The organism is Orbus sasakiae (assembly GCF_039542345.1).
GTDB classification, from domain to species: Bacteria; Pseudomonadota; Gammaproteobacteria; order Enterobacterales; family Orbaceae; genus Orbus; species Orbus sasakiae.
This window is the reverse complement of the sequence record NZ_BAABHY010000001.1, coordinates 358,048-370,177: the sequence shown is the minus strand read 5'-3', so window position 1 is coordinate 370,177 and position 12,130 is coordinate 358,048. Positions and strand designations below refer to the sequence as shown.

Annotated in this window: 11 protein-coding genes; 4 read left to right on the top strand and 7 right to left on the bottom strand. The window is 36.9% G+C overall.

The genetic code is table 11. From position 1 onward, the window contains the following. Nucleotides 1-84 precede the first annotated feature (84 nt). From ABEA36_RS01535 to ilvG, 3 genes are read right to left on the bottom strand one after another with little or no spacing between them, the layout of a single operon-like run. A complete protein-coding gene (locus ABEA36_RS01535) occupies nt 85-1,014 on the bottom strand; it encodes a branched-chain amino acid transaminase (protein WP_345488017.1) in 930 nt (309 codons plus the stop codon). Nucleotides 1,015-1,069: 55 nt separating this feature from the next. Next, complete coding sequence (locus ABEA36_RS01530; protein ID WP_345488015.1) at nt 1,070-1,294, bottom strand: ACT domain-containing protein; 225 nt, start codon at nt 1,292-1,294, stop codon at nt 1,070-1,072. A gap of 13 nt (nt 1,295-1,307) precedes the next feature. After that, nucleotides 1,308-3,014, bottom strand: coding sequence for an acetolactate synthase 2 catalytic subunit (ilvG, locus tag ABEA36_RS01525; RefSeq protein ID WP_345488013.1), 1,707 nt, complete (start codon nt 3,012-3,014; stop codon nt 1,308-1,310). A gap of 1,081 nt (nt 3,015-4,095) precedes the next feature. Between ilvG and leuS the strand changes: the two genes are divergently transcribed. The 4 genes from leuS to nadD are packed head-to-tail and all read left to right on the top strand — an operon-like array spanning nt 4,096 to nt 8,905. Further along, nucleotides 4,096-6,678: a leucine--tRNA ligase gene (gene leuS, locus ABEA36_RS01520; RefSeq protein WP_345490810.1), complete on the top strand. Its 2,583-nt coding sequence runs from the start codon at nt 4,096-4,098 to the stop codon at nt 6,676-6,678. Between the two features lie 52 nt (nt 6,679-6,730). Beyond that, entirely contained in the window at nt 6,731-7,243 is a 513-nt protein-coding gene (gene lptE / locus ABEA36_RS01515; protein ID WP_345488011.1) for an LPS assembly lipoprotein LptE, read from the top strand. Continuing rightward, nucleotides 7,240-8,256 (top strand): DNA polymerase III subunit delta, encoded by a 1,017-nt coding sequence (holA, locus tag ABEA36_RS01510; protein ID WP_345488008.1) that lies wholly within the window; start codon nt 7,240-7,242, stop codon nt 8,254-8,256. Before lptE ends, holA begins: the two co-directional genes overlap by 4 nt. Next, complete coding sequence (nadD, locus tag ABEA36_RS01505; protein WP_345488006.1) at nt 8,249-8,905, top strand: nicotinate-nucleotide adenylyltransferase; 657 nt, start codon at nt 8,249-8,251, stop codon at nt 8,903-8,905. Before holA ends, nadD begins: the two co-directional genes overlap by 8 nt. A 74-nt stretch (nt 8,906-8,979) precedes the next feature. Here the strand turns inward: nadD and ABEA36_RS01500 are convergent, their stop codons facing one another. The 4 genes from ABEA36_RS01500 to ABEA36_RS01485 are packed head-to-tail and all read right to left on the bottom strand — an operon-like array spanning nt 8,980 to nt 11,985. After that, complete coding sequence (locus ABEA36_RS01500) at nt 8,980-9,408, bottom strand: YcgN family cysteine cluster protein (RefSeq protein ID WP_345488004.1); 429 nt, start codon at nt 9,406-9,408, stop codon at nt 8,980-8,982. A 3-nt stretch (nt 9,409-9,411) separates the two neighbouring features. Next, nucleotides 9,412-10,470, bottom strand: a complete 1,059-nt coding sequence (locus ABEA36_RS01495) for a lytic murein transglycosylase (RefSeq protein WP_345488002.1) — start codon at nt 10,468-10,470, stop codon at nt 9,412-9,414. 27 nt (nt 10,471-10,497) lie between these two features. Then, on the bottom strand, nt 10,498-10,755 hold the full coding sequence (locus ABEA36_RS01490; protein WP_345488000.1) for a YcgL domain-containing protein: 258 nt from the start codon (nt 10,753-10,755) through the stop codon (nt 10,498-10,500). A 24-nt stretch (nt 10,756-10,779) separates the two neighbouring features. Continuing rightward, complete coding sequence (locus ABEA36_RS01485; RefSeq protein ID WP_345487998.1) at nt 10,780-11,985, bottom strand: MFS transporter; 1,206 nt, start codon at nt 11,983-11,985, stop codon at nt 10,780-10,782. Nucleotides 11,986-12,130 lie beyond the last annotated feature (145 nt).

Here is a 12,130-nt window from a genome sequence, read left to right as displayed (position 1 = left end):
TATGTCACTTATTTACAGCATTTTATTTATGTCATTCCTGCATTAAAGGTGACCATACTACATTTTTAGTAATGATAAATATCGCTATTTAACGAGATCAAGCCAATGATATTTGTCTTCGGTTTGGCCATTAAATAAACCAAAGAAGGCTTGTTGAATCTGTTTGGTGATATCACCGCAACGACCAATGCCCACTTGAATGCCATCCACGCTTCTTACTGGTGTAATTTCAGCTGCTGTACCGGTCATAAAGACTTCATCAGCAAGGTAAAGTGATTCACGCGATAACGTTTGTTCACGAATTTCAATACCTAAATCTTTAGCTAGGGTTAAAATAGCATCTCGTGTTATCCCTGGCAATGCAGCTGAAGTCAGGGTCGGTGTAAATAAAATACCATTTTTAACAATAAAAATATTTTCACCCGCACCTTCAGATACATAGCCATGTACATCCAAAGCGATCCCTTCTTGATAACCATGACGACGGGCTTCACTCCCCACCAATAATGACGATAAATAGTTACCACCGGCTTTAGCGGCAGTTGGAATCGTATTTGGCGCGGATCGATTCCATGAAGAAACCATGGCATCAATACCTTGTTCTAATGCTTCAGCGCCAAGGTATGCCCCCCAAGGAAATGCAGCGATGATGACATCGGTTTTATAACCTGCTGGAGGATTAACGCCCATACCAACGTCCCCAACAAAAACTAATGGTCGAATATAGGCACTTTTTAAATTATTTTTCAGTAATGTTTCTCGGGTAGCGGCCATTAATTGATCAACGGAATATTCAACTGGCATACGATAAATTTTTGCAGAATCATGCAAACGTTGCATATGTTCACGATGACGGAAAACAGCAGGACCTTTATGAGTATCATAACAGCGAACACCTTCAAAGACAGATGTGCCATAATGGAGTGCATGTGACATAACGTGAACTTTTGCTTCTGCCCATTTTACCATTTCGCCATTGAACCAAATATAATCGGATTTTGCAGTTGTTGCCATTTTGATATTCCTCTAAATTTTTAAATATAATTCATTAAATTAATAACTTCAGCCGTTATTCATTAACGGTCACAATATCGACTAACTTTTTTAACTGATCAGAAATTTGTTGCTTCGCTTTACTATTTGCAAGATCAAATCTAGCAGAAAAAAATGCAGCTGACTCAACTTGCATATCCATTTTTACGATAATACCGCCACGATGGCGAATCACTCTTAAAATTCGTTCTAATGAACCCGGTCGGTTATGGGCTTTAATGACTAATTGATAATTTTCCATCGTACACTCCTGATTATTCCATTGACTCAAGCATATCGTGATTAGCGGCTCCTGGCGGAACAAGTGGCCACACATTTTCCATTGCATCAATTTGAACATGCAATAAAAATGCCCCTGGACTCGATAACATTTGATCTAATGCTGGCAATACTTGATCTTTGGTTGTAATCGTCACTCCCGGTATATTAAAGGCACTCGCTAAAACAAGAAAATCGGGATTATCAGAAAGATTGGTTTCACTGTAACGTTCATTAAAAAACAGCTGCTGCCATTGACGAACCATTCCTAAACGAGAATTATCAATTAATACTATTTTAACTGGTAAATTTTTCCGTTTTATTGTCCCGAGTTCTTGAATATTCATCATGATTGAACCATCACCTGAGATACAAATAACACAATCTTCTGGTCTTGCAATTTGGGCGCCAATCGCGGCAGGTAAACCAAATCCCATTGTGCCCAGACCGCATGAGCTAATGAACGAATTAGGTTTTTCAAATAACATATGCTGTGCAGCCCACATTTGGTGCTGCCCGACATCAGTGGTTACAATTGTTTGCGTTTGTTGATTAGCTAAGATTTTATCTGATAATTGTTTGAGTAATAAAGGTGCATATATCGCTTGTCCAGGATGATCATAACGCGCTGGGTATTCTGACTTTAACGATAAAATATGTTGCTGCCATGGTTTAATATTAATGCTTTGACTAAGTTGTGGTAATACTGTTTTGGCGTCAGCTGCAATAGCAACATGAGCTTGTTTTAATTTGCCCAATTCTGCAGGATCGATATCAATATGGATCACTTTGGCATGTGTCGCAAATTGATTTAAATTACCCGTTACACGATCATCAAATCTCACACCGATAGCAATTAATAAATCACATTGTTGTACAGCTAAATTAGCAGATTTAAAACCGTGCATACCGATTAATCCTAAATAATGGGGATCATTGATATCCAACGCACCTAATCCTTTTAGCGTCGCAACAGACGGTATTGCTGTTTTGGCAACAAAATCACGTAATTGATTAACGGCATCGGACATCAATACACCGCCACCAATATAAAGCATTGGCTTTTGAGCCTGTTTTATCATGGATTTGGCCGTTTGTATGTCTTGTTCTGTGATGGGTGAAAAGGAGGATGAAATTGGAGTGTATGCAGTATCTGGTGACGGTTGATAATAAGATGAACACGTTAAGTAATGTTCAAAATCAGCGCAACTTAATTGGATATCCTTAGGAACATCAATCAATACTGGCCCAGGTCTACCCGAACTGGCAATTAAAAATGCCTGTTCGATAATATCGGGCAGTGCTGCTGGATCATCAACCAAAAAACTATGCTTTGTGCAGGCCAGTGACATACCCAACATATCAACTTCTTGAAACGCGTCTGTACCGATTAATGGACGAGGAACTTGACCGGTAATTGCAATAACAGGCACTGAATCCACTAACGCATCAGCTAAACCCGTGATTAAATTCGTCGCACCTGGACCTGATGTCGCAATACAAACGCCAGGCTTGCCTGTTGAACGTGCGTAGCCTATTGCTGCCATTGCCGCACCCTGTTCATGACGGCATAATACGTGTTCTACGCCACCATCATATAATGCATCATACAGTGGCATAATCTGTCCACCAGGATACCCAAAGACGGTTTTAACTCCATGTTGTTTTAATGACTTAACTATCCATTGAGCGCCGTTGGTCATTACCTACCCCTTTTTATTATTTATTATCGATTAATAAAAAAAAACCCCTGCAATTTTGCGGGGGTTTTAAATCGTCAATAAAGACATTTTTAATCAATAGCGCCCCCGCGTCGGCATAATAATGACCACGCTAATAATGTTAATGAGGACGATACGGATATTAAATAAGTTCATAGTATTAAATTAAATGTCTTGTATGTGTATTAAATATTTTGCTTAAACTTCTATTAAAAATACTCGTTTTAAAAAAAAGTGCAACTTTTTTCATCACAATAATGTAATATTTTATCCAAACAATATGAATATCATATTTATGTTATATGCGTTTTGAAAACCATAAATAAAATAGCCATCTTAATTTGGCCCAACATGATCCAATCATTCAATCCCTTTTTAACAGAGGACTAATAACCATTATTATCAACCAACCTACAAAAGTGATAATGAGTATGGGTATCAATAAAATGTAAAATCTCGATAAAGTTGTGTTTCTTGCTAATGTAAACGCTTTTTCTGTTAATAATGCCAAGCATGATTCTTAGCAGTTATAGTCGCAAAAAGTAAACGTACTTGGGCAAAATATGTTGATATTGTTATTTTATACCCCAAGATCATTATTGCTGATAGACCATTTTGGGGAAATCAAACACGCAAATAAGGGTTGTTAATAACAATAATCATGATAGTTGCTCTATTCTTAACTATAAAGATGGGTAATATTTAAAATAATATCATTTACATTGTAAGGTCATAAAAATTTGCGTTTTGATTAAATTTGGTAATACATTGATCGCTTTACTTATCTTTATACCTATATGCGTTTCATAAAATGCGATTTACCATATAGGAAAAATTCCTAACAACATGCACTATCGCACCAAAATACGTTAATTTAAGTAGAGATTGAATATTACTGCTTAAAAAGCTTCTATTTACAAGCTTTTTTAAATAAAATCATAATCAGATATTTCATTTTAAGCCAATAACCAATACAATTAGCAGATCATTTTTTTAGTCAGCTGTATATACAATACAAGTATAAAAATAGTTAATAGGACGCAGACCAACTATGTCAACAAATATGCAAGAACAATATCGCCCTGATGAGATTGAAGCACAGGTTCAACAATACTGGCAAGATAATAAAACATTTCATGTCAAAGAAGATCCGAATAAGCCAAAATATTACTGCTTATCTATGCTCCCCTATCCATCTGGTCGACTGCATCTTGGACATGTGCGTAACTATACGATTGGTGACACAATTTCTCGTTTTCAACGTATGCAAGGTAAAAATGTGTTACAACCCATTGGTTGGGATGCATTTGGCTTACCTGCAGAAGGTGCGGCAGTAAAAAATAATACAGCCCCAGCAAAGTGGACTTATGAAAATATTGCTTATATGAAAAAGCAATTAAAACTATTAGGTTTTGGCTATGATTGGGATCGAGAGGTCACCACCTGTAAACCAGAATACTATAAATGGGAACAATGGTTTTTTACCAAACTGTATGAAAAAGGGTTAGTGTATAAAAAGACCTCTGCAGTTAACTGGTGTCCGACCGATCAGACAGTATTAGCTAATGAACAAGTGGTTGAAGGCTGTTGCTGGCGTTGTAATACCCCTGTTGAACGTAAAGAGATTCCGCAGTGGTTTATTAAAATTACTGAATATGCTCAAGAATTGTTAGATGATTTAGATACGCTAGAAAGCTGGCCAGAACAAGTTAAAACCATGCAAAAAAATTGGATTGGTCGCTCTGAAGGCGTAGAATTTGATTTTAGCGTTGAAAATTATTCAAATAAACTACGTGTTTATACCACACGCCCAGATACCTTAATGGGCGTCAGTTTTGTATCCGTCGCAGCAGAGCATCCTCTTGCACAGCTAGCTGCACAAAATAACCCAGCTATTACTGAATTTATTGCTGAATGTAAAAATACCAAAACCGCTGAAGCCGACATGGCCACCATGGAGAAAAAAGGTATTGCAACTGGTTTTTATGCCATTCATCCATTAACGCAACAAAAAATTCCCGTTTGGATTGCAAACTTCGTTTTAATTGAGTACGGAACAGGTGCTGTTATGGCGGTACCTGGCCATGACCAACGTGACTATGAATTTGCCACCAAATATCATCTAGACATTAAACCTGTGATTTTAAACAAAGATGATAATGCTCCAGATTTGAGTGAACAAGCTTATACTGACCATGGTAAGTTGTTTAACTCGGGTGAATTTGATGGTCTTGATTTTGAACAAGCCTTTGCTGCTATTGCGAATAAATTAATTGCATTAGGTATTGGTGAGCGCAAAGTCAATTATCGATTACGCGATTGGGGCGTTTCTCGCCAACGTTATTGGGGTGCACCAATTCCAATGGTCACACTTGAAGATGGTACGACGATGCCAACCCCTGAAGATCAGCTGCCGGTCATTTTACCTGAAAATGTTGAAATGAATGGTATTACCAGTCCAATTAAAGCTGATCCTAACTGGGCAAAAACCACAGTTAATGGTATGCCTGCATTACGTGAGACTGATACCTTTGATACATTTATGGAATCTTCATGGTACTACGCACGTTACACATGCCCACATTATAATGATGGCATGTTAGACGAAAAGGCTGCAAATTATTGGTTACCTGTGGATCAATATGTTGGTGGTATTGAGCACGCTATCATGCACTTATTGTATTTCCGTTTTTTCCATAAACTGATGCGCGACTTTGGAATGGTAACATCAAGCGAACCTGCAAAACGTTTACTTTGCCAAGGCATGGTACTTGCTGATGCGTTTTACTACACATCATCAACCGGTGAACGTATTTGGATATCGCCAACTGAAGTTACGCTTGAGCGAGATGATAAAGGTCGTATTACAAAAGCGTATGACAAGACTGGCCAAGAGTTAGTACATGCTGGCATGACCAAAATGTCTAAGTCTAAAAATAATGGTATTGATCCCCAAGAGATGGTCGAAAAATATGGTGCAGATACGGTTCGTTTATTCATGATGTTTGCGTCGCCTGCAGACATGACACTTGAATGGCAGGAGTCTGGTGTAGAAGGTGCAAATCGCTTTATTAAACGCGTGTGGCGTTTAGTATACGAGCATGCTGAAAAAGGTAGCGTTGCAACCCTCGCAGTGAACCAACTGAGCGATGAACAAAAAACATTACGACGTGAATTACATAAAACAATTGCTAAAGTGAGTGATGATATAGGTCGTCGCCAAACCTTTAACACTGCCATTGCCGCTGTTATGGAGTTTATGAACCGTTTACAAAAAGCACCACAAGAGACTGAGCAAGATCGCGCATTAATGGATGAGGCTTTACAAGCCATTGTTCGCCTTCTATACCCGATGATGCCGCACGCCTGCTTTATGATGTGGAAATCATTAGGACATCAAAGCAATATTGATAATGCCACTTGGCCTGTAGCGGATGAGTCGGCAATGATCGAAGATGAAAAACTGATTGTGGTACAAATTAACGGTAAAGTTCGTGCTAAATTAACCGTACCGGCAGATGCAACAGAACAATTTGTTACAGATACCGCTAAATCAGAAGTCAATATTCAAAAATATTTAGAAGGGACGACGATCCGTAAAGTCATTTACGTACCGGGTAAATTATTAAATATTGTTGTTGGTTAATCTTAAGATAAACTTGGGGTAATTTTTACCCCCATCAATTTAGGTAACATAAATGAAAAAATTGCTCTGTTTATTTGCTTTAATGTCAGTTTTATTAAGTGGATGTGGATTTCACTTACAAAATGACACCGAAATTCCTAAGCAATTTCAAACGATGACGTTGTACAGTTATGACCCATATGGTCAATTATCACGAGAAATCAAAAAAGTACTCAGTAACAATAAAGTACACGTTGTTGAAAGTGATATTGATCGTAATTATCCGTCATTACATGTTTTGGATAGCCGAATTTCAAAAGATACCATTTCAATATATCAAGATGGTAAGTCTGCTGAGTACCAATTAATTCTGACGGTGAATGCCCAAGTTATTATTGCTGGTAATGATATTTATCCGATTACAATTAAAGTATTTAGAACATTCTTTGATAACCCAGCAACTGCATTAGCAAAAAGCACCGAACAAAACTTAATTGAACGTGAAATGTATGCTGAATCCGCTAAACAGTTGATAGGTAAACTTAAATCAATTAATGCCGTCGATAAAAAATCTAACACACAATGATTAGAATCAGTGACAGCCAATTATCTGCAAAACTAGAGCAACACGATTCGTTGCGCTACTTTTTGGCTATTGGCTCTGATCCTTATTTACAATACACCACGCAAAACCTTATCAAAAGTAAGCTTCGCCATTTAGGATTTGACGAACAGACTGTTTTCACAATTGACAACCAGACAGACTGGAATCGAATTATAGAAAGCAGCCAATCGATGAGCTTATTTTCTAGTCAAATATTATTGATATTACAATTTGGTGAAACATCACTCAATGTCGCTATCGCTAAAAAACTTGATGAATTAGTACAGCATCTATCACCTGATGTTAGTTTACTGATTTCATTAGCTAAAATGACAAAAACGCAAGAAAATGCAATTTGGTTTAAAGCATTAGCGGAAAATTTACTGATTATCAGTTGTAATACACCTGATTCTCAACAGTTACCCGCATGGGTCAGTTTACAGTTACAACAGTTATCTTTGCAAATCGAAAAACAAGGGATTGATCTCCTTTGTTACTATTATGAAGGTAATCTACTCGCATTATCCCAAGTACTAGCACAACTTAAATTACTTTATCCATCGGGTAAAGTAAGCTATGCACAATTGGAAAATAATATAAACGATTCTGCTGTGTTTACGCCTTATCATTGGATTGATGCGATGTTAATGGCAAAAACAAAACGTTCAATGCATATTTTACAGCAACTTAAAATGAATGATGTAGAGCCTTTAATTTTACTAAGGACATTTCAACGGGAACTCATTCAATTAATAAATATAAAAAAATATACGACCAAACATAACCTTAAAGCGGCTTATGATTTTTATAAAGTCTGGCAAAATCGTCGTAATCTAATTACCCCCTATATCAATCGTGTTAATGTTGAACAGCTTTATCAATGTTTAAAAAAATTGACAGAAATTGAAATTATCCTAAAACATGAATATAGCACCCCTGTATGGGAACAATTAGATGCACTTAACATGTTATTTATAGGCTCAAAACATGACTAATTCATTAACGGCACTTTTTGGCGGAACTTTTGACCCAATCCATTATGGGCATTTACTTCCTGCTATCGCTTTAGCAAAAGAAATTCGATTGTCCCATGTTAGCTTATTACCAAATCATATTCCGCCCCATAAAGCACAACCAGAAGCGACGACGAATCAACGCGTCGAAATGATTAAGCTAGCCATTGAAAATGATCCGATTTTATCAATTGATATGCGTGAAATCACTAAATCGATCTTAGACAGGCCTTCTTATACCATAGAAACATTACAAGCTTGGCGAGTCGAAAATGGCGCATCTCCGGGATTAGCATTTATTTTAGGGCAAGACTCATTACTGAGTTTACCGACATGGAATAACTGGCAGACATTATTGAATTATTGTCATTTATTAATTTGCAGGCGCCCTGGTTATGCTGAGACGACCAATGATCAAGCCTTAAAGGAATGGATAACACAGCATCAAACTAAAAACATTGATGATTTACATCGTCATGCAAATGGTTTTATTTACTTTGCAAATACGCCTTTAGAAGATATTTCAGCGACCGAAATTCGCGATAAAATTAGCCAAAAACAGAGCTGTGAATCACTGTTACCGCCAAAAGTGTGGCAGTATATACAACAACATCATCTATACGGTGCTTGAGATGAAATGATGTATGTCATACATCCGTTTTTTCGTTAAAAAATTGTCATAAGCTATCATTATAGTGTAAAAAATTAATCTCGAACGATGTGATCTTGCCAATGAATCACATCTTTTTCATATACAATCCGATTTTTTACAGAAATCCGTTTTTTATGCATCATTTGTTTGCTACCCGTGATGAGAGGGTGCCAATCTGGTAGCGTCTGATAATCTTGAAAGTAACGATAGGTACAAGTTTTAGGTAACCACTCAATCGTTAATAAATTTTCACGCGTTAATTTAATACAATCAGGTTCGTAACTAAAACGGTCTTCATAATGCCGACATAAACAGGTTTTACCATCAAGCTGATCACACGCTACATTGGTATATAAGATTTCATCGGTATCCTCATCAATTAGCTTATTTAAACAACATTGACCACATCCATCACAAAGCTGTTCCCATTCTTGATCAGTTAACTGTTCAAGCGTTTTATTATGCCAAAATACTGTGGTCATTGTTTAATTACCTTCATGAATAGTTAAAGTCCCATCCGTTAAACTATCAGCTAACATACCGACGCTAACAGCAAAATAATATGAACGATTCCAGTGCATTAATGTTCTAAAATTATTTGAGACTAAGTAACCCTCACCACTGTTGGCATCAGGAATAACGACCCATGCTTTTGCAGTATTTTTCGGTACAGGCTTGTTGCCGATATATTGAATACCCGTTTTTAGCCATGCCGCAACAGTCTGAGATTTATCGTTATCTAAACCTGCAAGTTCAGTATTAAAATGAGTGGGTAATTTTATTTTATTTCCCCAACTTTCTAGACTATTCCACCCCACCGTTGCTAAATAGTTCCCCGTAGAAGCAAAAATATCCGCCATATTATTCCAGATATCGATGGTGTTATCACCATCACCATCTAAACCATAGGCTAAATAAGACGAAGGCATAAATTGATTTTGCCCCATCGCGCCAGCCCAAGAACCTTTAAATTGCGTTTTTTGGATGTGTCCATTTTGTAGTATGGTTAATGCAGACACTAATTCTTTAGTAAAGAATTGTTCTCGTCGACCATCAAAGGCTAGCGTTGATAAGGCTGAAATGACATCTTCCTTACCCTGATATTTACCATAAGCACTTTCAACACCCCATAGCGCTAAAATATAAGTTTGAGGTACATTCGTTAATAGCGTCGCATTGCGTAATTCGGAATGATAGGCTAAATACTTTTCTTTTGCTAACGCAATACGTGCAGGTGAAACTGCACGAGCAAGATAATCATCTAAGGTAATTTTTTTCTCAGGTTGATTTTTATCCGCTTGTACGACATGTTCAACATAATGAACATCCTCAAAAGCAATATTAATAGTATGACTATCAATACCTTGCTGCTTAGCATAAAGTTTTAAAGCATTAACATAATCAGAAAAATATTGGCTTTCTCGTGGTTTTTCAAAGCCAACAACGCCAGCTTTAATCTCAGTTTGAGTTTGATGTGTTTGCTGTGAACAGCCCCATAATGTCACCATACTTGTTGTGAAAACAAGCGCTTTAATTAGTTTCATTAGTACTCCTATAACTGGCTCAATTAATTAATGTGAATTCACATAAAAGTCATCATCTTTAAGCATTTGCACAAAAAAACCATCTTGCTTAATTTTGTCTTCAATGTCTTGAGAAGAACCGACAACAAATTGACGTTTGCCATCTAATAATACTTTCATTACTAAAATCGGTTCCCCAAATACGTTCATTAAGACGTCGGGTACCTTAGAAAAGTCATTTTCAGTATCAATATATAAATAGCTATTTTCTTTTTTTGGGCTTCGATAAATATAACACCATATCATGACTTAACATCCTTAATTAATCGTCTAAGACTTATTTTTACGACCTTTTGTTTCTTGATAAAATGCAATTATGGCGGTGAGTACCATAAAGATCGCTGTACTCCAAAATATTCCTCGAGGATACCCCTGATCCAATATCCAACCAAATAAAATCGGCCCAATTGTACCACCTAAATTAAATCCTGTTGAAACAATTCCAAACACCCGGCCTTCAGCACCTTTAGGTGAAACACTTCTTACCAACATATCCCGTGATGGTGCGATAATCCCGGATAAAAATCCCATTGCACCGATAAGGAATGTAATCATGATGGTTGATGAAACGGTTAATATTGCCAAAACAAAGGCAAGCAAAGCCGTAATCACCAAAGCTCCCGCAGCAATTAAACCATGTCGACGAGTATAATCAGCCAATTGTCCACCAACCAAAACGCCGATTGAACTCGTTACCAAAAAAGCTGTCAATGCAATATTCGCATCTGCTAATGAAATAGAATAACCCGTCACGAGAGCCGAAACTGAAAAGTTTTGTATTGAACCGCCACTTAAACTTAAGAGTAAAAATAAGACTAACATCAATAAAATGGCCGGAGTTACTAACGGAATTTTATTATTAGGTTTAACCGCTAATGCTGGGTTTTCAGGGATGATAAGCGGATCTTTTTTTACAGATTCATTTTTTGCTTTAGGATAAAGAATAATTGCAGCGAATAACCCAATAATACCGCTCACAATAAAGGCCATACTTACGTTATATAATGAACTTACCGTTAACATTAGCGTTGGCGTTACAGCAAAACCAATATAGCCACTAAATGTATGTAACGAAAATGCTCGCCCCATTCTACTTTCAGTGACATTTTGAGATAAAATCGCGTAATCTGCGGGGTGATAAACCGCATTAGCTAAACCCGCAATCCCCATTGCAATAACCAACCAAGTATAGTGGTTAATAAATCCAAGCGATAAAAAGCTTAAACTACCAACAATCAACCCTGCAATCAAAACCCGTTTCGGTCCTAATTTATCAACAAAAAATCCTACCGGTGCTTGTACAAGTGCTGAGACGATATTAAAGACACTAATTGCAAAACCAATCTGCACAAAACTAATGTCATTATTAGTCAGCAGCATCACCGGCATAAGCACTGGCAGGACCAACATATGAATATGGCTGATAAGATGTGTGATACAAATTTGTGATAAAAGCGAAAGTCTAGGTAATTTCATGATAATGCGTTACTGAATGTCAGGTGCTACCAACTCTATGTACAGACTAGATTACCATAAACTGACCTATTTGATAATCAATAACAGGAAATAAATTAAATCATTAACTTATAAAATTGATACGGTTATTTTAAATCCTGTTACT

What these genes read in the sequence shown, in the direction of transcription:
- holA (WP_345488008.1), top strand. Translation starts at nt 7,240, where the DNA reads ATGATTAGAATCAGTGACAGCCAATTATCTGCAAAACTAGAGCAACAC.
- ABEA36_RS01485 (WP_345487998.1), bottom strand. Translation starts at nt 11,985, where the DNA reads ATGAAATTACCTAGACTTTCGCTTTTATCACAAATTTGTATCACACAT.
- leuS (WP_345490810.1), top strand. Translation starts at nt 4,096, where the DNA reads ATGCAAGAACAATATCGCCCTGATGAGATTGAAGCACAGGTTCAACAA.
- ABEA36_RS01500 (WP_345488004.1), bottom strand. Translation starts at nt 9,408, where the DNA reads ATGACCACAGTATTTTGGCATAATAAAACGCTTGAACAGTTAACTGAT.
- ABEA36_RS01490 (WP_345488000.1), bottom strand. Translation starts at nt 10,755, where the DNA reads ATGATATGGTGTTATATTTATCGAAGCCCAAAAAAAGAAAATAGCTAT.
- ilvG (WP_345488013.1), bottom strand. Translation starts at nt 3,014, where the DNA reads ATGACCAACGGCGCTCAATGGATAGTTAAGTCATTAAAACAACATGGA.
- ABEA36_RS01535 (WP_345488017.1), bottom strand. Translation starts at nt 1,014, where the DNA reads ATGGCAACAACTGCAAAATCCGATTATATTTGGTTCAATGGCGAAATG.
- ABEA36_RS01495 (WP_345488002.1), bottom strand. Translation starts at nt 10,470, where the DNA reads ATGAAACTAATTAAAGCGCTTGTTTTCACAACAAGTATGGTGACATTA.
- lptE (WP_345488011.1), top strand. Translation starts at nt 6,731, where the DNA reads ATGAAAAAATTGCTCTGTTTATTTGCTTTAATGTCAGTTTTATTAAGT.
- ABEA36_RS01530 (WP_345488015.1), bottom strand. Translation starts at nt 1,294, where the DNA reads ATGGAAAATTATCAATTAGTCATTAAAGCCCATAACCGACCGGGTTCA.
- nadD (WP_345488006.1), top strand. Translation starts at nt 8,249, where the DNA reads ATGACTAATTCATTAACGGCACTTTTTGGCGGAACTTTTGACCCAATC.